Below are 22987 nucleotides of genomic sequence, written 5' to 3'. Positions count from 1 at the left end.
CCCAATCGGACAGCGCACGCACGAAGAGGGCCCGGATCCTGAAGGATCCGGGCCCTCTTCTTCAGTAGCGGGGACAGGATTTGAACCTGCGACCTCTGGGTTATGAGCCCAGCGAGCTACCGAGCTGCTCCACCCCGCGTCGTTGTGTTGCAACCGTACCACGACGCGGGATGGTGCCTGCTCAGTGCCTCTGTGGACTGCTCAGGCCCTCGGCCGGGACTCAGTCCCCGGGTGGCGCCTCTCCCTCCGGCTTGCCGTCCGGTGCCGTCTCGGGCTCGGAGCCCGGTGCGCCGTCCGGCTGGGCCTTCTGCGCGTCGGCGGCCCGCTGCAGGGCTGCTTCCAGGTCGGCCTGGGCCTTGCCGTAGGCGGCCCAGTCCGTCGGCTTCTTGTCCAGAGCGGCCCGGGCGTCGTCGTACGCCTTCTGCGCGTCGGCGATGGCGTCCGCGAGCGCACCCTCACCGGTGGCCGGCGGCTCGGCCGGCTCCTCCGGAGGTTCGTTCGGATCCGTCGGCGGGGTCTCCTCGTCCGGAGCCCCTTCCGTCCCGAAGACCTGGCTGAGTGCTCCGGAGAGGTCGTCGGCAAAGCCGATCTTCGCGCCGTAGACGACCGCCACCTTGCTCAGCAACGGATACTCGGAGCCCCGGCCCTGGGCGTAGATCGGCTCGACGTACAGGAAGCCGCTGTCCAGGGGGACCGTCAGCAGATTTCCGTACTTGATCGTCGAGTCGGCGCCCTTGAGGTCACGGACGTAAGTGGCGATCGGGCCGTGCCTGTTGAGCCGGCTCTGCACCTGCTCGGGACCGTCGACCTTGTCGTCCGTCACCCGCAGCAGTCTGATCTTGCCGTAGTCGGCGCTGTTGGCATCGGCGTCGACTGCCATGAACGCGCGCAGATTCGGACGTCCACTCGGGGTGAAGGTCGTCGTCAGCGAGAACTGCTGCGCCTTGTCGCCCGGCAGCTTCATCGACAGGTAGTACGGCGGAACCGCGTTGTTGTCCGTCGCCTTGGTCGGGTCGTTCGGCACCTGCCAGGCGTCACTGGCGTTGTAGAACTGGTCCGGCTTGGTGACGTGGTACAGGGTGAGCAGCTCGCGCTGGACCTTGAACATGTCCTGCGGGTACCGCAGATGGGCCTTCAGCCCGTCCGGGATGTCGCTCTTGGCCTTCACCGTGCCGGGGAAGGCCTTCATCCAGGTCTTCAGGACCGGGTCGTTCTCGTCCCACTCGTAGAGCCTGACGGTGCCGTCGTAGGCGTCGACGGTGGCCTTCACCGAGTTCCGGATGTAGTTGACCTGGTTCTGCTGCGCGACCACCGCCCGCTGCTGGTCGGTCAGCGAGTCGGCCGTGGTGTCACCGAGCGTCGTACGGGACGCGTACGGGTAGCCGTTGGTGGTGGTGTACGCGTCGATGACCCACTGGATCCGCTTGCCCACGACCGCCGGGTAGGCGTCGCCGTCGATGGTCAGCCACGGGGCGACCGCCTCGACGCGCTCCTTGGGCGTGCGGTTGTAGAGGATCTTGGAGCCTTCGCCGATGGCCCCCGAATACATGATCTGCGGCTCGCTGAAGGCGACGGCGTACGCTGCGCGGTTGAGCGGGCCGGAGACTTCGATGCCGCCCTTGCCCTTGTAGCTCGTGGTGACCTGGCCGCCGCCGTCCTCCTCGTAGTCGAGCTCCTTCTGCGGCCCGCCGACGATCGACCACTGGGTGGTCTTCTCGCCGTAGTAGATCCGCTGCTCGTAGTCACCGAGGCTGCCCTTGGACGGCAGGCCCGACTCCGTGAAGTCCGGGGAGCCGGACGTGCCCGCAGCGGTGCCGGTGCCCTTGGCCGCGACGGCGCCGTAGCCGTGGGTGTAGGTGAAGTGGTCGTTGATCCAGTTGCGCTTGTCGACGCCCTGGAGGTTGAGCTCACGCAGACCGATGACCGTGTCCTGGCCCTTGTAGCGGTCGACGTCCAGGGTGGCCGGGAACTGGTAGTACGTCCGCTCCTGCTCCAGCTGCTGGAACGTGGGCGAGACGATGTTCGGGTCGTTCATGCGGTAGCTGGCCGCCGAGTCGGCGTCCTTGCGCTGCTGCTGGCCGTCCTTGACCTGACCGCGGCCCAGGTAGTCCGTGGGCTTCACGCTGTCGATCCCGTAGGCGTCCCGGGTCGCCTCGATGTTCTTCTGGATGTACGGCGCTTCCTTGGCCTGCTCGTTCGGCTGGACCTGGAACTTCTGCACGATCGCCGGGTACAGGCCGCCGATCAGGATCGCCGACAGGACCATCAGACCGAAGCCGATCACCGGCAGCTGCCAGGTGCGGCGCCACAGCGTCGCGAAGAACAGCAGCGCGCAGATGACGGCGATGCAGAACAGGATCGTCTTCGCCGGCAGGTAGGCATTCGCGTCGACGTAGCGCAGGCCGGTCCAGTTGTCGGTCGCCTTGAAGTCACTGGACTTGACCGCGAGTCCGTACCGGTCCAGCCAGTAGGCGACAGCCTTGAGCGCGACGAAGAGACCGAGCAGCACCGACAGGTGTCCGGTGGCCGCGGCCGTCGCACGCGCGCCCGGGCTGGTGATGCGCAGCCCGCCGTACAGGTAGTGGGTCAGCGCAGCCGCGATCAGCGACAGCACGACGGCCGCGAAACCGAAGCCGAGCAGGAACCGGTACCACGGCAGGTCGAACGCGTAGAACGCCACGTCCATCTGGAACTGGGGGTCCTTCTGACCGAAGGGCACCCCGTTGATCCACATCAGCCACGTACGCCACTGGCTGGTGGCGGAGGCCCCGGCGATCAGCCCGACCAGCGCGGTGATCGCGAGGAGCACCCATTTCTTGTACGCAGCGATGCCCATGCGGTACCGGTCGAGGCTCTGCTGCTCCAGCGACATCGCGCTGAGCGGCGGCCGCAGCCGGTGCGCCAGCCAGATGTTCACACCGACGGCAAGCGCCATCAGCAGACCGAAGACGGCGAACAGGCCGATCTTGGTCCACAGGGTGGTGGTGAACACAGACGAGTAGTCGACGGAGCGGTACCAGAGCCAGTCGGTCCAGAACCCCGAGAACATGACGAACACCATGGCCAGGGCGGCCAGGACACCTAGTGTCATGAGCAGGGTGCGGACACGCCGGGACGGCCGGCCCACTCTGATCCGTGGCCCGGTCGGGCCTCCGCCGCGGTCCGGCATCTGGAAAGCCAACGTGCGCACCTCGAAGTTCGCGGTTGTGTGAATCGGGCCCCGCGATCGTAGAGCCCCACTCATGCAACTTACCGAGGCTTTACCTAGTTCCCGCCGCGGGGCAGTAAGGAGGCAGGATATTGACCATGTCCAACGTCTCCCCTTCCGGCCCCCCGATGGCCGCGACCCCGCTCACCCGCGCCGTGCTCGAAATCGACGAGTACGCCGCCGGTCTCGGCTGGGACCAGCCGGCCCGGCTCTTCGCCCTCGTCGACACCGCCCAGCTGCGCTCCCAGGAGCCGGGCCTCGCCGCCCAGCTCGGCCTCGACAGCGGTGACGCAGCCGCGCCCCTCACCCCCGTCGAGCAGGACGAGATCCCGGCCGGCGCCCCGCTGGACGAGTTCCTCGGCACCATCGCCTGGCCCGACGCGGTGGCCGGATGCGCTCTGACCGTGGAGCGGCTGATGCTGCCGTCGTCCGCCGAGGCCTCCGTGCCCGAAGGCCTCGACGACGCCGCACTGAGCACGTGGGTCGCAGAACACCCCGACCGTCAAGAGGTCCGGATGACGGTGGCCGTCCTGCGCGACGGCTCGCGGGAGTCCGCACTGCGGCTGCGTGAGAAGGACTCCCCCAACGAGGTCCTGACCGGGGCGGGTCTGGTCCCCGGCCTGGCCGAGGCCCTCGCCGCCACCTTCGAGTCGTAAGCCCCGCAACAAGCAGCGGCGCCGCGCCCCGGACGGGGTGCGGCGCCGCTTTTCACTGCTCGCTCGCTTCTCGCGGGTCAGCCGGTCGCGCAGCTCGGCAAACCCGCGGTGTCGCCCTTGCTGATCTCGGCCAGGGATTTCGTCGCGTCGGCGATGGTGTCGACCTTCACCAGCGTCAGCCCATCCGGGATCTCGGAGGCAGCAGAGACGCAGTTGTCGCTGGGCGTCAGGAAGTACTCCGCTCCCGCATTGCGCGCGCCGACGAGCTTCATCTCGATTCCGCCGATCGGGCCCACCTTGCCGCTCTCGTCGATCGTGCCCGTTCCGGCGACGAAGTTGCCGCCCGTCATGTCCCCGGTCGTGAGCTTGTCGACGATGCCGAGCGCGAACATCAGACCGGCGCTCGGGCCTCCGACGTCCGCCAGATTGATGTCGATGTTGAACGGGAACGTGTGGTCGGTGCCCGCCTGGATGCCGACGATCGCGCGGCCGTCGTCCTCGGCCTTCATCGTCTTGACCGTGACGGTCTCGGTGCCCTGCGGCTCCTTGCCGGCCTTCTCCGCGGCGGCCGCCTTGTCGGCGGGGACCACGGTGAAGACGACGTCCTGGCCGGGCTTGTGCTTCACGACGAGCTTGGCGACATCCTGCGGCTGCTTGACCGGCGTGCCGTCGACGGCACGGATCACATCGCCGGCGTGCAGCTTGTTCTCCGACGGAGAGTCCTTGACGACGGACGAGACCACGACGCGTTCCTTGACGGGGATCTTCAGCTGGCGCAGCGCGGCGACCTTGGCGCTCTCCTGGGACTGACTGAACTCCTCGGCGTTCTCCTGCGTCGACTCCTCCTCCGTCTTCCCGTTCGGGTAGAGGGTGTCGTGCGGCACCACCACGTTGTCGTGCGCCACCCAGCCGTAGACGGCTTCGAGGAGATTCATCTGGTAGTCCGCGCCGGTGACCCTGACGGTGGTCATGTTGAGGTGACCGGTGGTCGGGTACGTCTTGCGGCCCGAGATCTTGAGCACTGGCTCGCCGTCGGCGGAGCCGAGGGTGTTCACCGTCGGTCCGGGCGACATCTCGGCGTACGGCACCTTGAGGAACACGCCTGCGCAGAGCAGCGCGATGAAGATCAGGGTGGAGGCGAGCATCGTCGCGGTGCGGCGTGGCATGGAACGACAGTACGGGACATGCCTGTGAGCGCACCGTCGGGGCCGGTCCGTCCGGGGTCCGTCAGCGACTGTGCACGGTCGTCCGGGTCAGGGGCGTAGGGCGTCGGTTTTGGGACTGGCCTGCTCCATCGCGTCGCGGAACCGTGCGTACCCCGCGAGTTCGGCCACGTCGCCGCTTGTGCGGTCCCGGGACGCCCAGCCCGCCCATATCGCAGCACCGACAGCAGCGAACAGCGGAATCAGCAACCAGGCCAGAACTGCCATCGCGACCTCCCTACCCCATGAGCGAAAGCGACTGAGTGATCAGCAGATTAGCCATCTGCCGCTTCAACGCTCACGGCAGGGGTGCGGTTACGCAAATCGGGCGGATGGGTGCCGACCGGGTTTCAGTGGATGCAACCTCGACAAGACAGGACGCTCAACAGGCTCCGCCCCGCCGTATTCCCAGACCCCTACACGCCGACCCACTCCTCGGCACCGTCGGAGAACCGCTGGTGCTTCCAGATCGGCACCTCGTGCTTGAGGTTGTCGATCAGCTTCCGGCAGGCCTCGAACGCTTCGCCCCGGTGCGGGCACGACACGGCGACGACCACCGCGAGATCCCCGACGGCCAGGTCACCCACACGGTGGACAGCGGCCAGCGCCCGAACGGGATGATCCGCGGCGACTTTCTCCGCGATGCGGCGCATCTCCGCTTCTGCCGTCGGGTGGCAGGAATAGCCAAGGGTGTCGACGTCCGCGCCGCCGTCGTGGTTGCGCACGGTGCCGACGAAGAGGGCGGTGCCGCCCGCCGCGTCGTCGCCGACCGCCGCGAAGACCTCGTCGAGCGAGAGCGGCGTGTCACGGATCTCCAGCAGACGGATGGGGTCCTTCGCCGCCTGCTCACCTGGGTGGTCGTACGTGCGTGCCATGCCATCCATCGTGCCGTACGGCACCGACAACGCGGAATAGCGTTTTCGCCCGCTCGCGGCTCGTCGCCGTTGGAGCCTCCTACAGCGCCCGTGCCGCCCCGGGCCCGTCAGATCCTGCGGCGCGCCTTGCGCGCCCGGCGCACCAGGGCGGCCGTGCCCAGCAGCGCGACCGTCGCACCCGCGGCACCCGCGGCTGTGGCGTCCTTACGGCCCAGGCGGCGTCCCGCGACGGTGTGCCTGCCCTCGACCTCCTCCAGGAGCGCGGCCAGCACCTCCTCGTTGGTCCACTGGGGACGCCACCCGGCGTCGTGCAGACGACTCACGCTGACCACCCAGGGGTGCATCGTGTACGCGAGGTCCCCTGCCGGAGAGGGCGTGAGCCCGATCCGGTGGAGCCGTGCCGCCGCGCCCAGGGCGACCGCGGACGGCAGCTCCATGCGCCGGATGCCGCTGAGTTCCTCGACCTCCTCCTGCTCCAGCCATCCGTCGCAACCGACGGCGAGCTCGCCGTCGACCTTCTCGAGCGCCGCGTACTCCAGGGCGCTCACGAGGTCCTCGACATGGCAGAACTGCCAGGTGGGGCGCGATCCGGCGACCACGAGCAGCCGGGGCGACTCGAAGTAGCGGGTGAGCGCGGTGTCGGTGCCGCCCACCAGGACGGCGGGTCGCACCACAGTGACGTTGAGACCGGGGTGGGCGCGTGGCGCGCGGCGCGCCAGCCGCTCGATCTCCAGCAGGTCCCCGACGCCGGTCGCCTCCGCGGTGGCGCGCAGCTCGGCGTCCTCGGAGAGCGGGACGTCGTTGTCGGGCAGCGCGCCGTAGACCATCGCCGAGGTGCACAGGACGACACGGTGGACACCGGCGGCCGCCGCCGCGGTCAGCACGGTCTGGGTGCCGCGGACGTTGTAGGCGGTCCGCGCGGCGGGATCGGACTCCAGGTCGAGGTCGAGAGCCAGGTGCACGACGACGTCGGCTCCGCGGAGCTTCTCCGCGATGGCGGGGTCGCGCACGTCCAGGATGTGCCACTGCGCCTCAGTCACCTCGCCCCGCCGCTCGTCCAGGGCGACGACCTGTTTGACCTCCTCGGATGCGGCCAGGCGCTTCGTCAGCAGGTCACCGACGCCGGTGGCGGCGCCGGTGACCGCGACGACGGGGCCACGGCCTGACGGCTCCCGGCGGGCAGCCGGGGTTGAGTGGTTTCGCGCTGCGCGAACCTGCGGATCTGGGGAACTCACCAGGCGTCTCCAGCGGTTGTCTTCAGTACGTGAGCGAATGACGCATACGCACCAGGTGGCGTCCATCCTGCCGCAGGCCAAGTGTCGGCGGAGCACCGAGCCCGTAAGCGGTTCGGATGTCTACGCTGGATGGTGTTGTCGGGCAGCCGCCGCCGGCAGGAAGCCGGCGGCCCTACGAGCCGAGGAAACCCGTGAGTGACACCCCATTCGGATTCGGCCTTCCGCCGGAGGAGCCGGAGAACGGCGACGAGGGCAAGAAGAAGAATCCCGGCGGAGGTGGCCAGGGCTCCGGTGGGTCCCCGGCCGACCCCTTCGGGTTCGGTGACAGCGGCGGGGAGAACCCCTTCGCGGCCATGTTCGGCTCCCTGAACCCGAACGACCTGGGTGCGGCCTTCCAGCAGCTCGGCCAGATGCTGAGCTACGAGGGCGGACCGGTCAACTGGGACATGGCCAAGCAGATCGCGCGCCAGACCGTCTCCCAGGGAACGCCGGACGGCACCAAGGACGCGAGCGTCGGCCCAGTGGAGCGGACCGCGGTCGAGGAAGCCGTGCGCCTTGCCGACCTGTGGCTGGACGGCGTCACCTCGCTGCCCTCGGGCGCGAGCACGGCCGTGGCGTGGAGCCGAGCTGAGTGGGTCGAGGCAACGCTGCCGGCGTGGCAGCAGCTCGTCGACCCCGTAGCGGAGCGCGTCGGCCTCGCCATGGGCGATGTACTGCCCGAGGAGATGCAGGCCATGGCGGGCCCGCTGATCGGGATGATGCGCTCGATGGGTGGCGCCATGTTCGGCCAGCAGATCGGCCAGGCGGTCGGCGTGTTGGCGGGCGAGGTGGTCGGCTCGACCGACATCGGTCTGCCGCTCGGCCCGGCCGGCAAAGCGGCTCTGCTCCCGCTGAACGTCGAGGCGCTCGGCAAGGACCTCGGCGTGCCGCGGGAGGAGGTGCGGCTGTACCTGGCGCTGCGGGAGGCCGCCCACCAGCGGCTCTTCGCTCATGTGCCGTGGCTGCGCTCGCACCTGTTCGGCGCGGTCGAGGGCTACGCCCGCGGGATCAAGGTCGACACCTCCAAGCTGGAGGACGTCGTCGGCCAGTTCGACCCCTCGCATCCCGAGCAGCTTCAGGAGGCGCTCCAGCAGGGTATGTTCCAGCCGGAGGACACGCCGGAGCAGAAGGCTGCCCTGGCCCGCCTGGAGACCGCGCTGGCGCTGGTCGAGGGCTGGGTGGACGCAGTGGTCCACGAGGCCGCCTCGTCCCGTCTGACGTCGGCGAGTGCGCTGCGCGAGACGCTGCGCAGGCGCCGGGCCTCCGGTGGTCCCGCTGAACAGACGTTCGCCACCCTGATCGGCCTCCAGCTGCGTCCGCGCAGGCTGCGGGACGCCTCACGGCTGTGGGCCTCCCTCACCGACGCGCGCGGCATGGACGGGCGTGACGCCCTGTGGGAGCACCCGGACATGCTGCCGACCGCCACCGACCTGGACGACCCGGACGGCTTCGTCCACCGCGAGCAGCTCGACTTCTCGGAGCTGGACAAGATGCTCGGCGAGGCGGCCTCGGGCGGCGCCGAGGGCGCCAAGGGCGGCACGGCCGACGAGCGCCACGAGGACAGCGACGGCAGGACCGAAGACGGCGGCGACACGGACGGCAAGGGCGACGACGACAAGTGAGCCTGCACGACGACGCTGTTCTCGTACTGAAGGACTACGAGGACCAGGCAGAGCTGCGGCAGCTCTACCTGGACCATCTGGACCGGCACCCGGACGGGATGTGGAAGGCCTGCGAGGCCGGACATGTCACAGCGAGCGCCCTGGTGATCGACCCGGATCGCGGGCAGGTTCTGCTGACGCTGCACAAGAAGCTCGGCATGTGGCTGCAGATGGGCGGCCACTGCGAGCCGGGGGACGCGACCCTCGCCGCGGCGGCGCTGCGCGAGGCCACGGAGGAGTCCGGGATCGAAAGCCTTGCCCTGCTGCCGGGAGGACCGGTCGCGCTCGACCGGCATCCGATCCCCGCCCCGTGCCACTGGCATCTGGACGTGCAGTACGCGGCGCTGGCCCCGGGCGGTTCGGTCGAGGCGATCAGCGACGAGTCACTGGACCTGCGTTGGTTCGACTACGCGCAGGTGCCGGACGTGGCCGACGAGTCGGTGGTACGGCTGATGGAGCGCACGCGCGCGGCTCTCTAGCAGCTGGCGTCTCTTGTAGCAGCGCGCTGCTGTGCGTCAGCGCGCGTCGCCGTAGCAGCGCACGACACGCCTGGGTGCCGGATGAGCGGGGGGCGGCCGCCTCGACCGCCCCCGCTCATCCGGCTAGTTCCAGGCGTTGTTCTGGTTCTGCGCGTGCGAGCCGTGCTGGCCCACCCCGAACTGTGCCCGGACGCCCTGCCCGAGGTCCGCGTTCTGCGGGGGCATGACCTCGCTGGGCTGGACCAGGGCGAAGCCCTGACCGAGGAAGCTGAGCTCCCAGCCCTCTCCGGTGTTGCCGCGGCGGCGGCGCACCCCGGAGGAGTGCGTCTGCGATTGCATCTGCACCCGCAGCGCGGAGGACCAGGCGACGATGGCATCCGCGTCGACGCTGACGTACTTGTCCGGAGTCACCTGCATCATCAGCGGCTGGCCGGAGGTCATCAGCGCGACCTTGCCCCGTCCGGAGATGTTGAGCTGGTACTTGCCGGACCCGGAGATGCCGTACTGGCTGTCCACCGCGATCACCTCGGTGTGCAGCGTGGAGTCGAGCGCCAGGACATAGGCGCTGTCGACCGTCATGCCCTCCTGGTCGACGTCCACCACATGGATGTACTGGGCGAGGTTGGCGAAGTAGATCGTGCCCTGCCCGGAGCAGCGCATCAGGTCCAGACCCTCACCGGTGTTGGCGCGGGCGCGGCGCTGGCTGCTCGTCTGGTACTCGCCGTCGAAGTCGACGAGCCCCTGGTACGCCACCATGGCACCCTTGCGGGCCAGGATGTCGTCGTGGCCGGTCAGCGCCACCCGCAGCAACTGCGGGTTCTGCACGACGTACCGGTCCTGGCTCTGCTGTTCTGTGTGGCTGAAAAGCGGGCTCTGCATGATGTGTTCTCGCTCCCCCTCAGTGCCGGATCCGCAGGCGGTCGGTACTGTCCTCGCTCGGCTGTACGATGACGATGCCCTGGCCGGAGAAGGCCATCTGGTAGGCCTCTCCACTGCCCCGCCCGATGAGCGAGGAGGCCTTGAAGCTGCGCTTGCCCTTCACCTTCAGGTTCGGGGACCAGGCGACGAGGGCGTCGGGGTCGACATAGGTCTCGTCCTCACCGCGGCCGCAGTCGACGACGATCGGCGTGCCGCGCGAGGTCAGGGCGACCCAGCCGGTGCCCGAGATCTCCACGTTCCACAGTCCCTGGCCGGCGAACTTGGCCAGGCCCTTGACCTTCTCCACGCCCCACTGGAGGTGTGCGTCGAAGGCCAGCACATTGGTGCCGTTGACCGAAATGGAGTCGTTGTTGAGGTTGATGACGACGACGTCGGCGCCATAGTCGGCGAGGTAGAGCAGACCGTCACCGGAGCACTTCATGATGGGAGCGCCCTCACCGGTCACCCACTGTGCTGCGATCTGGCGCACGGCCGGCGGGTTGGGCTCGTACTGGACGAAACCCTCGTAGGCGACCATCGAGCCGGTGCGCGCATACAGGTCCTGGCCACTGGCCATGGCGACCTTGAGCATGGTGCGGCCGTGGTTCTCCATCCGGGCCGCGATCGGGGTCGGGGCGAAGCCCGCGAGTTGCTGGTTCATTCTTCGGGCTCCCTCAGACCTCGTACGGCTGGACGACGATGAAATTGCCGGGGGCGCCCCGGAACTGGAGGTTCACGGTCTCGCCGCTGTGTCCCGGGTACGCGTTGCGGCGCAGCCGGACCTGGCTGGAGAGGATGACCTGCGAGGCAGCCGACCAGGCGACGACCGCGTTGCAGTCGGCGAAGGTGGTCGGGGTGACCGGCAGGACCACAGGGATGCCGTGGGTCTTGACGACGACCGTGCCCGTCCCCTGGAACATCATCGTGAACAGCGCGCCGCCTGGGATGCCGTGGCCCTCGATGCGTCGCACCTCGTGCTGCAGCGACTCGTCGAAGGCGAGCACGTTCTCCGCGGAGACGCAGATGCCGTCGCCCTGGAGCTCGATCGAGTGCAGATGCGCGCCGTCCTCGGCGAGGAAGACCTGGCCGCGCCCGGTGCAGCGCATCAACTGCATTTCCTGGCCGGTGGCGTTGCCGACCACACGGCCGGCAAAACCGGCACCCTTGTAACTGAAGTCGACTTTGCCCTGATACATGACCATGCTGCCCTGGCGGGCCAGCACGGGCGTGCCTCCCATGGTCAGGTCGACGCGCATCAGCTGCTGGTTCTGCGGGGTCCAGCGCTGGCCCGTGGCGGTCTCGCGGTACGGCTGCAGTGCGGCCTGCAGGCCCGCGCCGGTCTGCGGCACACCCTGGGGGATGCCCTGGGGCATCCCGCCCGGAGGCATACCGGGCGGCTGCTGTCCGTACGGGGCGGGCGCCTGCTGACCGAAGGGCGGCGGCGTGCCCTGCTGCGGCGTCTGGCCCGGGACCTGGCCGAACTGCGGCTGCTGCGGCGGCTGTCCGAACTGTGGCTGCTGCGGCTGCCCGTACGGCGACGGGGCAGGCGGCGGCACGGTGCCGGCCGGCGGGCTCATCGGTGCGGCCATGGTCGGTGCTGCGTGCATCTGCTGCTGCGGCGCCTGACCGGCCGGTGCCCCGAACGCCGGCGCGGGCTGCGGAGCCTGCGGGGCGGCGGGCACCCCGAAAGCGGGAACCGGCGCGGCCGCCTGAGGCGGCGGCGCGAACGACGGCGCCGCGGCCTGAGGCTGCTGCTGGGCCGGTTCCTCCCCCGCGACCTCGCCGCCGAAGTTCTTCAGCAGCGCCTCGAGGCCGCCGTCGAAGCCCTGGCCGACGGCGGCAAAGCGCCAGACGTCCTTCAGATAGAAGTCGCCCAGCATGACCGCACGCTCGGTCGTGAACTCCGAGCCGGTGAAGGCGTATCGGACGACCTCTTCACCACCGGCGACGATGCGGATGTGCCCAGGGCCGATCTGGGACATCTGGCCGGCGCCGTCGATCGTGGCAGTGAAGGAGAGCTTGTGGATGTTCGCCGGGATGCGGTCGAGCGTGACGCGGAACGACTCTGTGTCGCCGGACTGCGCCCCGAGCAGTTGGATGGACTCCTCGGGCGACTTCGGTTGATTGAAGAAGATGAAGTACCGGTCGTCCGACAACTGCTCGTCGGCATCCAGACCGAAGCAGCTGATGTCGAAGGTCAGCCCAGGAGCGGCGATCTGCACACCTACATACAGATCGGTTCCCGGCGTGAGATCACTGATCTTGGCCTTGTGGCCGCGTTGGAATTCCCTGGCCATGCGTTACGACCGTCCCCCATCCCGAATTTGAATGCGTCGCGCCAGGCTAACCGCTGCGTGCGAGATTGAGCCAAGCCGGTACACATTCGGTACAGGACCGTCGACAGTCACTCTCCGCGTGCGGCGGGCAGGTGGGGCAGCCGTTCGGCGGCGACGACGCCCTCCAGATACCCTCGGGCGCGCTCGGTGCGGGGATAGGCCTCGAGCAGCCGCCAGAAGCGGGGTCCGTGACCGGGTACGAGCAGATGGGCCAACTCATGGACGAGCACGTAGTCCACGACGTACTCGGGCATGCCCTGCAGACGGTGCGACAAGCGGACGCTGCCCTCCGCCGGCGTGCAGGAGCCCCAGCGGGTGTTCTGGTTCGTCACCCAGCGCACGGAGGCCGGCCGCGCGCGCCCTTCGAAATACTGGGCGGACAAGCGCTCTGCCCGTTCGGTCAGTTCGGCGTCGCCGAGGACCCGCTTGCTCTCCTGGGCCGCGAGCTTGTCGAGCATGACGCCGACCCAGCGCTGTTCCTCCGCCTCGGACATCCGGGCCGGGATCAGCACGATGGTGCGGTCGCCCTCCCGGTAGGCGGAGACCGTCCTGCTGCGCCGGGTGCTCCGGCGAACCTCGACCGCACTCGTCCCCGAGCCACGCGGCAGGGGACGTTTCGCGCCGCGCTGCTGGCTCCTCGCGCCGCGCGGCGAGGTCTCGCCGGCGAGGCGAGGGGATGGATCGACGGACACGCCTCGACGTTACCCGCTGTCAGCGGGAGAAGTCCCGCCCGCGGAACGGTTCGCACGTGATCCACCCGATGACTGCACCATTTGAACGACTAATACGCGGCGCCTGTGGACAACTTTTCACGGCCGTCTCCGCGGCCCTGCATTCTGACAACGGCTCACCAACGAGCCTTCACGGAACGGGGGAGCGGATATGCATCCGATGATGAAGCCTGCCTTGCGGCGGGCATGGCGGGACCGTCAGTCCGTGCAGTTCGGCGTCACGCCCGCACATGCGGTCACTCTCGGCCCCGTGGACACCGCCACCGGTGCCCTGATGGAGTTGCTGGACGGGACACGGGGTCTGCCGCTGCTGCGCGAAGAGGCGCGGGCGATGGGACTGCCGGACGGCAGGGCGGAAGCCCTGGTGAAGCGCCTGACGACGGCGGGGCTGCTCGACGACCCGACCGCGGGCGGCCCGGCGGCCGATGCGCTGCGCAGGCGGACCGCGGCCCACGACCGGTTGCGACCGGACCTGGCCGCCCTGTCCGTCATCCATGCCGAACCGGGCGGAGCGGCGGGCCGCGTGGCCGCCCGGCGGGCCATACGGGTCCAGGTGCGCGGAGCGGGGCGGGTGGGCGCGACGATCGCCGCGACACTGTCGGCCGCAGGGGTGGGGCGGGTCGAGGTACTGGACGGCGGATACGCCGAGCCTGCGGACGTGGCACCCGGCGGGCTGCCGGCGGAGGCGGTCGGGACCCGCCGGGACGCAGCGGCCAGGCGGCTGGTCCGGCGCACCGCCCCCGACCGTCCACCGCGTGCCGCCGAGACGCAGGAGCCGGCCGTGAACGAGCCCGGCCTCAGCCTCGTCGTGGTGGCGCCGCGCGACGGGCTGGCCGCCTACGCGCCCGCTCCTGCAGAGGCCGAGGAGTGGATCACCACAGGGACTCCTCATCTCTACGCGGGAGTTGTCGAGGCGACAGGCGTGGTCGGCCCGCTGGTGCTGCCGGGCTGTACGGCCTGCGCCGGCTGCATGGAGCACGGGCGGGCCGAGCGCGACCCGGGCAGGCCCAGGCTGCTCGCGCAGTGGCGATCGGGCCGGCGCCGGACAGTGGTCGCGTGCGACATCGCGCTCGCCACCGCCGTGGCCGGGATGGCAGCGTGTCACGCGCTGTCCTTTCTCGACGGCGAGGCGCCCGCGAGCACCGGCGCACGGTGGGAGGTGTCACTGCCGCAACTGTCCTGGCGGTCGGAACTGGTCGCACCCCACCTCGACTGCGCCTGCGGTGCAGCGGGGAACACTGAGAGGGGGCACACACCACTGGTCGGTTCGACACACGAGACAATGACCGGGTAACCGCGGTCGACGGAGTGATGCCGTAGGCGCACGCGGCAGGCTGTCTGGGATTTGGAGGGGCGCATGTCTGATCTTCCCCGGAAGGCGGTCACCCGGACCGCCAAGTTGGCAGCGCTGCCACTGGGCTTCGCCGGCCGGGCTACCTGGGGGCTGGGCAAACGGATCGGCGGCAAGTCCGCCGAGATCGTGGCCCGCGAGCTGCAACAGCGGACGGCCGAGCAGCTGTTCAAGGTGCTCGGCGAGCTCAAGGGTGGTGCGATGAAGTTCGGACAGGCCCTGTCCGTCTTCGAATCGGCTCTGCCCGAGGAGATGGCCGGACCGTACCGGGCCGCCCTGACGAAACTTCAGGAAGCCGCCCCGCCCATGCCGACGCGCACGGTCCACACAGTGCTCGAGGAGCGCCTCGGGGAGGACTGGCGCGAGCTGTTCCTGAGCTTCGAGGACAAGCCCGCGGCCGCCGCGTCGATCGGCCAGGTGCACCGTGGCGTGTGGCACGACGGGCGCGAGGTCGCGGTGAAGGTTCAGTACCCCGGCGCGGGCGAGGCACTTCTGTCGGATCTGAACCAGTTGAGCCGTTTCGCACGCTTGTTGGGTCCCCTGATTCCCGGCATGGACATCAAGCCCCTGATCTCGGAGCTGCGGGACCGTGTCTCCGAGGAGTTGGACTACGCACTGGAGGCGCAGGCCCAGCGTGAGCACGCGGCGGAGTTCGTGGACGATGCCGACGTGCTGATCCCGGATGTGGTGCATCAGAGCGACCAGGTCCTCGTGACGGAGTGGATCGACGGCATACCGCTGGCCGAGGTGATCTCCGGCGGCACTGACGAGGAACGGAACCGCGCGGGCCAGCTGCTGGCGCGCTTCCTCTTCTCCGGCCCAGCGCGCACGGGACTTCTGCACGCCGACCCGCACCCCGGCAACTTCCGGCTGCTGCCGGCCGACAACGGCAAGGGCTGGCGTCTCGGCGTGCTGGACTTCGGCACGGTGGACCGGCTGGCCGGCGGTCTGCCCGACACCATAGGCGAATGTCTGCGCATGACTCTGGAGGGCGAGGCCGACGCCGTCTACGGTCTGCTGTGCGAGGAGGGCTTCGTCAAGGAGTCCATCGACCTCGACCCGGAGGCGGTTCTGAACTATCTGCTGCCGATCATCGAACCGGCGGAGGTGAAGGAGTTCACCTTCACCCGCGGCTGGATACGCACCCAGGCGGCGCGGATCGCCGATATCCGCTCCCCTGCTCACCAGCTGGGCAAGCAGCTCAACCTGCCGCCCTCATATCTGCTGATCCACCGCGTCACGCTGAGCACGATCGGGGTGCTCTGCCAGCTGAACGCGACCGTGCGGCTGCGGGACGAACTCGAGGCGTGGTTGCCCGGTTTCGTGGCGGAGGAGGACACGGAGGACAGCGCCGCAGTCCAGGCGTAGACGTAATGCCCGACCGGGACACCGGTCGGGAAGCGCTCGCGGCCCAGGCCGACCCGCCACACCGGTCGGAGCCTACGCGTCCCAGGCCGACCGGGGGCTCCGAGCCGCCGGTCACCACCAGTTCGAGTCGAGCCTGCCCTCGATCGCCCTGATGTTGGCGCGCGCGCAGTCTCCGCAGAAGTAGTGGCGCACTCCGTTCTCCACGGAGAAGATCCAGGTCGTCGGCACCCCCTCCGCGACCGCGCCGCAGTCGGCGCACACGGTGCTCTCGGCATCCGGCCGCTCGGGGTGAGGAGGCTTGTCCTGGTCCACCTCGCGACGATACCGCCGCGGACTGCCCGGCCGCAGACAACGCACCGCGGGGGCCGGTCCGTTCGACCGGCCCCCGCGGGGACAGCGTTGCCGTCAGTTCATGACGGCCATGGCCAGGGCGCGACGCGCGCGCATCGACACGCGCTCGGCGCGGCGCTGCATGCGTCGGGCGGCGACCAGGCGCACGGCCTGGCGTTCCGCGTCGGCTTCACGCATGCGCTCGTGCATATGGGCACGAGCCAGGGCTTCTGGGATGAGTTGCATTTCGCGGGTCCTGTTCTGACGCGAGGCGTTCGCGCCGATGGTGGTGACTGCTGGGGTGGCGGAGCTCTGCGGCTCACACGTGGAAGAGGTCATCGGAGCCTGCTTCTTGGGGTCGTGCGTGAAGGGTCGATCGATGGTTCCGATGGCGTTCATGCCGCAACCGGGTTCTTGCGCGGGCGACCACGCGGCCGCTTGCGGGCGACGACAACACCCTGGACGAAGAGCTCTCCGCCCCAGACGCCCCACGGCTCACGCCGCTCCTTGGCGCCCGCGAGGCAGGCCTCCATCAGCGGGCACGTGCGGCAGAGGGACTTGGCGTACTCGACGTCGGCCGGCGACTCGGCGAAGAAGACCTCCGGGTCGTAGGAGCGGCACGGGACGGGTACGCCGAGGTTCTCGATGGCGTCGTCGAGCGCGGTGAGCGCGGTGAGGGGAGTCAAGGTCGAGTCCTCGGTACGGGCGGGCGGGGAGATGGTCTCGGAAGGCGGTACGGACGGGGCGTGCGCTTCGAGTTGCACGGTGTGTTGTTCCTCGTCTGTTCGTTCCGGCCGGTCGGCCGGGTGGCAGTTGGTACCGGGTGCTTCTGGTCCCGAGGCCCCTTCGCTCTGTGCTCCCGCTGGGGAAAACAGAAGGGCCGCGGATCCCGGGTGGGGTTCCGCGGCCCTGAAGGCGCCGGCCTGATGCTGGATCAGGCTGGATCACTCCAGGGTTCGAGCCCGCGGAAGGCCCACTTCATGTGGTGCTGCGTCGTCTGCTGCCGGGTCTTGGCACTGGCTGCCGCAAAGGCATAGGTCCGGGCCTCTGCCGCTGCAACTCCTGCTTCCAGTGCCTTGGTCGGTCGCTCATTGCGCTCCAGGACGGGGAGACCGCCCAGACCGATCACGGGAAGCACGGCGGAGATGCCGGACATACCGGTGGCGACGAACGCGGAAGAGAAGCCGAGCGAGCAGGCGGAGACGACCGAGCGATCGGTCATTTTGGCGGTGCTGACGAAGCTGGTGTTGATGCTGATCACTGGAATCGCCTCCTCTCGGCGTCTCGGGGACCGGACGAGCCGGTCACACTATTCGGGTAAGTACAGCACGAAGACAGGGCTTCAGAGAAGCGCTGTTCCCGTGGTTAAGAACCTATGGGGCTGGCTGGTGCGCGCGCAAACTATTTTTTCGACGAGTTTGTATCAGTCGTCCTCGGCGACCATCTCAAGCTCTTCACCTGCGCAGATGGCCAGAACATCGGCCCCGAAGCGATCCAGCTTGCGGCCCCCGACACCGGAGATGCCCGCCAGTTCGGTCTCGCTGCCCGGCACGGCCTCCGCGATGGCCATCAAGGTCTTGTCCGTGAAGACGCAGTACGCGGGCTGGCCCAGTTCCTTCGCCTGCTCCGAGCGCCACTCGCGCAGCCGCTCGTACAGGGCCTCGTCCATGTCGGAGGGGCAGTCCTCGCAGCGCATCAGCTTCATCTCGCCGGCGTCCGTCAGCGTCTTGCCGCACACCCGGCACAGGACCGGGCCGCGCCGCTTGCGACGGCCGCTGCCGCGCTCGACACCGCCGGCGCCGCCCGTCGTCCGCGGCCCGGCCGCGGCGGAACCAGGGCGGATGCCGTTCAGGAAGCGCGTCGGCCGGCGCGAGGCCCGGCCGCCGGGGGCGCGGGACAGGCCCCAGGACAGGGAGAGATGCAGCCGGGCCCGCGTGACACCCACATAAAGCAGCCGGCGCTCCTCCTCGACCTGCTCGTCGGTCTTGGCGTAGGTGATCGGCATCATGCCCTCGGTGAGGCCGACGAGGAACACGGCGTCCCACTCCAGGCCCTTGGCCGAATGCAGGGAGGCGAGCGTGACGCCCTGGACGGTGGGCGCGTGCTGGGCCGCCGCCCGCTCGTCCAGCTCGGCGACCAGATCGGCGAGGCTCGCCTGCGGCTTGACCCGCACGAAGTCCTCGGCGAGGCGGACGAGGGCGGCCAGTGACTCCCAGCGGTCGCGCACCGCGCCGGAACCGCCGGGCGGCTCGGTGGTCCATCCCTTGGTGGACAGCACCGCCCGCACCTGGGCGGGCAGGTCCTCGGCGTCGTCGAGCAGCGCATCGTTCCCCCCTGCGCGGGCGGCGCCGCGCAGGGCGATCCCCGCCTCGCGCACCTCCTGCCGCTCGAAGAAACGCTCGGCCCCGCGCAGCTGATACGGAACGCCCGCGTCGGCCAGAGCCTGCTCATAGACCTCCGACTGGGCGTTGATCCGGTACAGCACGGCGATCTCGCCGGCCGGGACACCGGCGGCGATCAGGTCGCGGATGCGGTGTGCGGTGCCCTCCGCCTCGGCCGGCTCGTCCGCGTACCCCACGTAGGCCGGCTCGGGGCCCGGTTCGCGCTGGGAGATCAGCTCGAGGCGGTGCTCCGCGGCCCGGCCGCGGGCCTGGCCGAGCAGGCCGTTGGCCAGATGGACGACCTGGGGTGTGGAGCGGTAGTCCCGGACCAGTTTGACCACGGTGGCGCCGGGGTGGCGGGTGCGGAAGTTCAGCAGGTGGTCGGGGGTGGCGCCGGTGAAGGAGTAGATCGTCTGGCTGGCGTCGCCGACCACGCACAGGTTGTCCCGGTCGCCGAGCCACAGGTCGAGCAGGCGCTGCTGGAGCGGGCTGACGTCCTGGTACTCGTCGACGACGAAGTGCTGGTACTGGCGGCGGACGTGGTCGGCGATGTCGTGCCGGTCCTGGAGGATCCCGACGGTGAGCAGCAGCACGTCCTCGAAGTCGATCACCGACCGGTCCCGCTTGAGCTGCTCGTACATCCCGTAGATCTGGCTGATCTCGGCGGGATCCCGGGGAGCGTCGCGCAGCGACTTGGCGACCGCGGCCGGGTAGTCGGCGGGGACGGTCTGGGTGACCTTGGCCCACTCGATCTCGCCCGTGACGTCCCGCAGCTCGTTGCGGTCGAGGCGGATACGGCAGCGGGCCGCGGCCTCCGCCACCAGCTGGATCTTGCGCTCGAGCAGCCGGGGCAACTCGCCACCGACCGCTTTCGGCCAGAAGTACTGCAGCTGACGCAGGGCGGCGGAGTGGAACGTACGCGCCTGGACGCCGCCCGCGCCGAGCTGGCGCAGCCGGCCTCTCATCTCTCCAGCGGCGCGGTTGGTGAACGTGACGGCCAGCACACTGGCGGGCGGGAGTATGCCCGCGCGCACCCCGTACGCGATGCGGTGGGTGATCGCGCGTGTCTTGCCCGTGCCGGCTCCTGCCAGCACGCACACCGGACCGTGCAGAGCGGTCGCCACTTCGCGCTGCTCGGGGTCGAGCCCCTCGAGCACGGCGTCCGCCGACTCGGGAACCTGCGGGAAAAGGGAGGAGTGCGTTGCTGCTGTCACCCCGCCATGCTGCCAGGTCGGCCGGGGCTGATGCGGCGGTTGTCCACAGGGGTGCGGGATTGGTCGTACGTACCGCGTCACACCGGTGCCGGGAATCGCCGCCGGGTCACGTACGTTCTAGCCCGAGGTGATGACACCCCCCGCCCCGAGACCTGAGGAGCACGAGAGACGATGCAGGGCACTGTGACGATGTACAGCACCACCTGGTGCGGATACTGCCGTCGGCTGAAGAGCCAGATGGACCGCGAAGGCATCGCCTACACCGAGATCAACATCGAGCAGGACCCGGAGTCGGCGGCCTTCGTCGAGAAGGCCAACGGAGGCAACCAGACAGTGCCCACTGTTCAGGTGGTTCCCGCCGCTGGCGGCGACGAGGTCGTGATGACGAACCCGAGCCTTGCCCAGGTGAAGCAGGCGCTCGCGGTCTGACGCTCTCCAGCGCTTCGCCCCCCCTCTGGTCAAGGTCACCGGAGGCGAGGGGGGCACCACCTGACGCAGCAAGGGACCATCACAGTAGAGCGCATGGATGGATCGGCCGCGCTGCAGGCCACAGAAGGTCGTCGTGTGAGCGCCCACGACAGGTGAGGGCGCCCGTCCTTCCGGACGGGCGCCCTCAGACGACGTCACCGGGCTTGGGCAGCGGCTTGCCGTACCAGAGCTCGATGAGGCGGGCCGCGATCGAGATCCCGTAGGGGGGCAGCACCTCCCCGGACTCGAACGCGGCCCGCAGGTCTTCCCGGGAGAACCAGCGCGCCTCATGGATCTCCTCGCCGTCCACCTCGATGTACGACGAGGTGGCACGGGCCATGAAGCCCAGCATCAGGCTCGAGGGGAAGGGCCACGGCTGGCTGGCGATGTACTCGACCTCTCCGACGTCGACGCCCACCTCCTCGCGGACCTCGCGGCGCACCGACTGCTCGATCGACTCCCCCGGTTCCACGAAGCCCGCCAGCGTCGAGAAGCGTCCCTCCGGCCAGTGCACCTGACGGCCGAGGAGGGCGCGGTCCTCCTCGTCGGTGACGAGCATGATCACGGCGGGGTCGGTACGGGGGTAGTGCTCGGCGCCGCACGCCTGGCAGCGGCGGATGTGGCCCGCGGCGGCGATGACGGTGCGCTCGCCGCAGCGGGAGCAGAAGCGGTGGAGCCGCTGCCAGTTCTCGAGGGCGACCGCGTGCACCAGGAGCCCCGCGTCGCGCGGTGACAGCAGCAGTCCGGCTTCGCGCAGCCCGGCGGGCCTCGCCGACTGGTCCATACGTCCGGGCAGGGCGTCCTTCTGGAGGGCGAAGTAGCGCACGCCTTCCTCGTCGGTGCCGAGGAAGTAGCGGTGCGTCTCGGTGACCGGCGCCTCGAAGGCCGGTGTCATGACGAGCTCGGTGCGGCCGTCGGGGGTGTCGTCGATCAGCACCTGCCCGCCACAGACCACGAAGACCCGGGTCGTGGGGTGACTCCACGCCGCCGCGAGCCAGGCCTCGTCGAGGCGGTTGTGCGCCTCGCGGTCGATGCTGCTCGGTGCGGTGAGACCGATCGGACGGCTTGCGGCGTCGGCGTAGCTGTTGGCGCTCACGGTTCTTCCAACTCCCCCGGGAGGTTCTGGGATGTGATTCAGCGAAGGGCTTCGGCCATGTCGCCCCACAGATGGGCGGTGGTCTCCACGCCCTTGAGGAGCAGGTCCAGCTCGACCTTCTCGTTCGGTGCGTGCCAGCCGTCGGACGGTACGGAGATGCCGAGGAAGAGCACGGGCGCCGTCAGCACGTCCTGGAGGTCGGCGGCGGGCCCCGAGCCGCCCTCGCGGGTGAAGCGGATCTTCTGTCCGTCGAAGGCCCGGCCCATGGCCCGTACGACCGACTGCAGTGCCGGGTGGTCCAGCGGGGTCAGGCAGGGGCGGGTGGCCGCACCGAAGACGATCTCGTGACGGATACCGGCGGGCACATGAGAGGCGACCCAGTCGGTGACCGCGCGCTCGATCTTGTCCGGTTCCTGCCCGGCGACCAGTCGGAAGGACAGCTTGAGCCGGGCGGACGACGGGATGATCGTCTTGCCGCCGGGCCCCTGGTAACCGCCGCCGATGCCGTTCAGCTCCGCCGTCGGGCGGGCCCAGATGCGCTCCAGCGTGGAATAGCCGGCCTCGCCGAGGGTGCCGTGCGACATGGCGGTGCGCAGCCAGGTCTCCTCGTCGAAGGGGAGCTCGGCGAAGAGCTCTCGCTCGGCGTCGGTGAGGGGCACGACGCCCTCGTAGAAGCCGGGAATGGTGACCTGCTCGTTCTCGTCGTGCAGCGCGGCCACGAGACGGGCGGCGACCGTCGCGGGATTGGGGACGGCTCCGCCGAACGACCCCGAGTGGATGTCCTGACCGGGGCCGTGGAGGGCGATCTCGCAGTCGGCGAGGCCGCGCATGCCCGTGCAGACGGTGGGGGTGGTCTTCGACCACATGCCCGTGTCGGAGACGATCACGGCGTCGGCGGCGAGGCGGTCCGCGTGGGACTCGACCAGAGCACGGAAGTGGGGGGAGCCCGATTCCTCCTCGCCCTCGATCAGCATCTTCAGGTTCACCGCCGGGGCGGTGCGCCCGGTGGCGGCGAGGTGGGCGCGCACCCCGAGGGTGTGGAAGAACACCTGGCCTTTGTCGTCGGCGGCCCCGCGCCCGTACATCCGTCCGTCGACGATCTGCGGCTCGAACGGGTCGGTGTGCCAGCCGTCCTCGCGGGCAGCGGGCTGCACGTCGTGGTGGCCGTACACCAGCACCGTGGGTGCGTCCGGGTCGCCCGACGGCCATTCGGCGAACACCGCGGGGGCGCCGGGGGTGGGCCAGATCTCGGCGACCGGGAAGCCGGTCTGCGTGAGCTTGGCCGCGAGCCACTCGGCGCTGCGCCGTACGTCCGCGTCGTGCTCCGGCTGCGCCGAGACGGACGGGATGCGCAGCCACTCGGCGAGGTCGTCGAGGAAGGCGGCGCGGTGCTGCTGGATATACGTACGGACGGCGCTGTCCGGGGTGTCGCTCATGCT

At 69.7% G+C, this 22987-nt stretch carries 22 protein-coding genes and 1 tRNA gene; 6 read left to right on the top strand and 17 right to left on the bottom strand.

Features of this window, described 5'->3' with window-relative positions; genetic code table 11:
• Positions 1-65: 65 nt before the first annotated feature.
• Positions 66-139 (bottom strand) — tRNA-Met (locus ACZ4SA_RS00800).
• An 81-nt stretch (positions 140-220) separates the two neighbouring features.
• A complete protein-coding gene (locus ACZ4SA_RS00795; RefSeq protein ID WP_468268455.1) occupies positions 221-3169 on the bottom strand; it encodes a UPF0182 family membrane protein in 2949 nt (982 codons plus the stop codon).
• 137 nt (positions 3170-3306) lie between these two features.
• Between ACZ4SA_RS00795 and ACZ4SA_RS00790 the strand changes: the two genes are divergently transcribed.
• Positions 3307-3864 (top strand): PPA1309 family protein, encoded by a 558-nt coding sequence (locus ACZ4SA_RS00790; protein ID WP_468268015.1) that lies wholly within the window; start codon positions 3307-3309, stop codon positions 3862-3864.
• 77 nt (positions 3865-3941) lie between these two features.
• Here ACZ4SA_RS00790 and ACZ4SA_RS00785 read toward each other — a convergent pair whose 3' ends face one another.
• The 4 genes from ACZ4SA_RS00785 to ACZ4SA_RS00770 all read right to left on the bottom strand — a co-directional run bounded on the left by ACZ4SA_RS00785 (position 3942) and on the right by ACZ4SA_RS00770 (position 7176).
• On the bottom strand, positions 3942-5030 hold the full coding sequence (locus ACZ4SA_RS00785) for a YlbL family protein (RefSeq protein ID WP_468268012.1): 1089 nt from the start codon (positions 5028-5030) through the stop codon (positions 3942-3944).
• An 87-nt stretch (positions 5031-5117) separates the two neighbouring features.
• Positions 5118-5294 carry a hypothetical protein gene (locus ACZ4SA_RS00780; protein ID WP_468268009.1) on the bottom strand — a complete coding sequence of 59 codons (177 nt, stop codon included), beginning with the start codon at positions 5292-5294 and terminating at the stop codon, positions 5118-5120.
• A 188-nt stretch (positions 5295-5482) separates the two neighbouring features.
• Positions 5483-5941, bottom strand: a complete 459-nt coding sequence (locus ACZ4SA_RS00775; protein WP_468268006.1) for a molybdenum cofactor biosynthesis protein MoaE — start codon at positions 5939-5941, stop codon at positions 5483-5485.
• 107 nt (positions 5942-6048) lie between these two features.
• Positions 6049-7176: an SDR family oxidoreductase gene (locus ACZ4SA_RS00770; protein WP_468268002.1), complete on the bottom strand. Its 1128-nt coding sequence runs from the start codon at positions 7174-7176 to the stop codon at positions 6049-6051.
• A gap of 191 nt (positions 7177-7367) precedes the next feature.
• Between ACZ4SA_RS00770 and ACZ4SA_RS00765 the strand changes: the two genes are divergently transcribed.
• The gene (locus tag ACZ4SA_RS00765) at positions 7368-8837 is read left to right on the top strand and encodes a zinc-dependent metalloprotease (protein ID WP_468267999.1); all 1470 of its coding nucleotides are present in this window, start codon (positions 7368-7370) and stop codon (positions 8835-8837) included.
• A complete protein-coding gene (locus ACZ4SA_RS00760; RefSeq protein WP_468267997.1) occupies positions 8834-9355 on the top strand; it encodes an NUDIX hydrolase in 522 nt (173 codons plus the stop codon). Before ACZ4SA_RS00765 ends, ACZ4SA_RS00760 begins: the two co-directional genes overlap by 4 nt.
• 123 nt (positions 9356-9478) lie before the next feature.
• On the opposite strand, the gene ACZ4SA_RS00755 is transcribed toward ACZ4SA_RS00760, so the two are convergent.
• From ACZ4SA_RS00755 to ACZ4SA_RS00740, 4 genes are all read right to left on the bottom strand, one after another.
• Complete coding sequence (locus ACZ4SA_RS00755) at positions 9479-10234, bottom strand: AIM24 family protein (protein ID WP_468267994.1); 756 nt, start codon at positions 10232-10234, stop codon at positions 9479-9481.
• Between the two features lie 19 nt (positions 10235-10253).
• On the bottom strand, positions 10254-10934 hold the full coding sequence (locus ACZ4SA_RS00750) for an AIM24 family protein (protein WP_468267992.1): 681 nt from the start codon (positions 10932-10934) through the stop codon (positions 10254-10256).
• A 13-nt stretch (positions 10935-10947) separates the two neighbouring features.
• Positions 10948-12570 carry a TerD family protein gene (locus tag ACZ4SA_RS00745; protein ID WP_468267989.1) on the bottom strand — a complete coding sequence of 541 codons (1623 nt, stop codon included), beginning with the start codon at positions 12568-12570 and terminating at the stop codon, positions 10948-10950.
• 107 nt (positions 12571-12677) lie between these two features.
• A complete protein-coding gene (locus ACZ4SA_RS00740; protein WP_468267985.1) occupies positions 12678-13301 on the bottom strand; it encodes a M48 metallopeptidase family protein in 624 nt (207 codons plus the stop codon).
• Between the two features lie 190 nt (positions 13302-13491).
• Between ACZ4SA_RS00740 and ACZ4SA_RS00735 the strand changes: the two genes are divergently transcribed.
• Both ACZ4SA_RS00735 and ACZ4SA_RS00730 read left to right on the top strand, forming a co-directional pair.
• On the top strand, positions 13492-14634 hold the full coding sequence (locus ACZ4SA_RS00735; RefSeq protein WP_468267982.1) for a ThiF family adenylyltransferase: 1143 nt from the start codon (positions 13492-13494) through the stop codon (positions 14632-14634).
• A gap of 63 nt (positions 14635-14697) precedes the next feature.
• Positions 14698-16059, top strand: coding sequence for an ABC1 kinase family protein (locus ACZ4SA_RS00730; RefSeq protein ID WP_468267979.1), 1362 nt, complete (start codon positions 14698-14700; stop codon positions 16057-16059).
• A gap of 111 nt (positions 16060-16170) precedes the next feature.
• Here the strand turns inward: ACZ4SA_RS00730 and ACZ4SA_RS00725 are convergent, their stop codons facing one another.
• From ACZ4SA_RS00725 to ACZ4SA_RS00705, 5 genes are all read right to left on the bottom strand, one after another.
• Positions 16171-16371 carry a hypothetical protein gene (locus tag ACZ4SA_RS00725; protein WP_468267976.1) on the bottom strand — a complete coding sequence of 67 codons (201 nt, stop codon included), beginning with the start codon at positions 16369-16371 and terminating at the stop codon, positions 16171-16173.
• Positions 16372-16464: 93 nt separating this feature from the next.
• Positions 16465-16788, bottom strand: a complete 324-nt coding sequence (locus tag ACZ4SA_RS00720) for a hypothetical protein (protein WP_468267973.1) — start codon at positions 16786-16788, stop codon at positions 16465-16467.
• On the bottom strand, positions 16785-17153 hold the full coding sequence (locus ACZ4SA_RS00715) for a WhiB family transcriptional regulator (RefSeq protein ID WP_403855734.1): 369 nt from the start codon (positions 17151-17153) through the stop codon (positions 16785-16787). Before ACZ4SA_RS00715 ends, ACZ4SA_RS00720 begins: the two co-directional genes overlap by 4 nt.
• A gap of 170 nt (positions 17154-17323) precedes the next feature.
• Positions 17324-17650 carry a hypothetical protein gene (locus ACZ4SA_RS00710; protein WP_468267970.1) on the bottom strand — a complete coding sequence of 109 codons (327 nt, stop codon included), beginning with the start codon at positions 17648-17650 and terminating at the stop codon, positions 17324-17326.
• A gap of 162 nt (positions 17651-17812) precedes the next feature.
• Complete coding sequence (locus tag ACZ4SA_RS00705; protein ID WP_468267967.1) at positions 17813-19984, bottom strand: ATP-dependent DNA helicase UvrD2; 2172 nt, start codon at positions 19982-19984, stop codon at positions 17813-17815.
• Between the two features lie 171 nt (positions 19985-20155).
• Here ACZ4SA_RS00705 and ACZ4SA_RS00700 point away from each other — a divergent pair, with 171 nt between their 5' ends.
• Positions 20156-20413, top strand: a complete 258-nt coding sequence (locus tag ACZ4SA_RS00700; protein WP_468267964.1) for a mycoredoxin — start codon at positions 20156-20158, stop codon at positions 20411-20413.
• A gap of 184 nt (positions 20414-20597) precedes the next feature.
• Here the strand turns inward: ACZ4SA_RS00700 and nudC are convergent, their stop codons facing one another.
• Positions 20598-21548: an NAD(+) diphosphatase gene (nudC, locus tag ACZ4SA_RS00695; protein ID WP_468267961.1), complete on the bottom strand. Its 951-nt coding sequence runs from the start codon at positions 21546-21548 to the stop codon at positions 20598-20600.
• Positions 21549-21586: 38 nt separating this feature from the next.
• Positions 21587-22984 carry a dipeptidase gene (locus ACZ4SA_RS00690; protein ID WP_468267958.1) on the bottom strand — a complete coding sequence of 466 codons (1398 nt, stop codon included), beginning with the start codon at positions 22982-22984 and terminating at the stop codon, positions 21587-21589.
• Positions 22985-22987 lie beyond the last annotated feature (3 nt).

It is taken from the genome of Streptomyces sp. NPDC027962, assembly GCF_055566095.1.
Note: the sequence above shows the minus strand (reverse complement) of the source record. Positions and strands in the feature narration are given on the sequence as shown.

What these genes read in the sequence shown, in the direction of transcription:
- ACZ4SA_RS00795 (WP_468268455.1), bottom strand. Translation starts at nt 3,169, where the DNA reads ATGCCGGACCGCGGCGGAGGCCCGACCGGGCCACGGATCAGAGTGGGC.
- ACZ4SA_RS00790 (WP_468268015.1), top strand. Translation starts at nt 3,307, where the DNA reads ATGTCCAACGTCTCCCCTTCCGGCCCCCCGATGGCCGCGACCCCGCTC.
- ACZ4SA_RS00785 (WP_468268012.1), bottom strand. Translation starts at nt 5,030, where the DNA reads ATGCCACGCCGCACCGCGACGATGCTCGCCTCCACCCTGATCTTCATC.
- ACZ4SA_RS00780 (WP_468268009.1), bottom strand. Translation starts at nt 5,294, where the DNA reads ATGGCAGTTCTGGCCTGGTTGCTGATTCCGCTGTTCGCTGCTGTCGGT.
- ACZ4SA_RS00775 (WP_468268006.1), bottom strand. Translation starts at nt 5,941, where the DNA reads ATGGCACGCACGTACGACCACCCAGGTGAGCAGGCGGCGAAGGACCCC.
- ACZ4SA_RS00755 (WP_468267994.1), bottom strand. Translation starts at nt 10,234, where the DNA reads ATGCAGAGCCCGCTTTTCAGCCACACAGAACAGCAGAGCCAGGACCGG.
- ACZ4SA_RS00750 (WP_468267992.1), bottom strand. Translation starts at nt 10,934, where the DNA reads ATGAACCAGCAACTCGCGGGCTTCGCCCCGACCCCGATCGCGGCCCGG.
- ACZ4SA_RS00745 (WP_468267989.1), bottom strand. Translation starts at nt 12,570, where the DNA reads ATGGCCAGGGAATTCCAACGCGGCCACAAGGCCAAGATCAGTGATCTC.
- ACZ4SA_RS00735 (WP_468267982.1), top strand. Translation starts at nt 13,492, where the DNA reads ATGCATCCGATGATGAAGCCTGCCTTGCGGCGGGCATGGCGGGACCGT.
- ACZ4SA_RS00730 (WP_468267979.1), top strand. Translation starts at nt 14,698, where the DNA reads ATGTCTGATCTTCCCCGGAAGGCGGTCACCCGGACCGCCAAGTTGGCA.
- ACZ4SA_RS00720 (WP_468267973.1), bottom strand. Translation starts at nt 16,788, where the DNA reads ATGAACGCCATCGGAACCATCGATCGACCCTTCACGCACGACCCCAAG.
- ACZ4SA_RS00700 (WP_468267964.1), top strand. Translation starts at nt 20,156, where the DNA reads ATGCAGGGCACTGTGACGATGTACAGCACCACCTGGTGCGGATACTGC.
- ACZ4SA_RS00690 (WP_468267958.1), bottom strand. Translation starts at nt 22,984, where the DNA reads ATGAGCGACACCCCGGACAGCGCCGTCCGTACGTATATCCAGCAGCAC.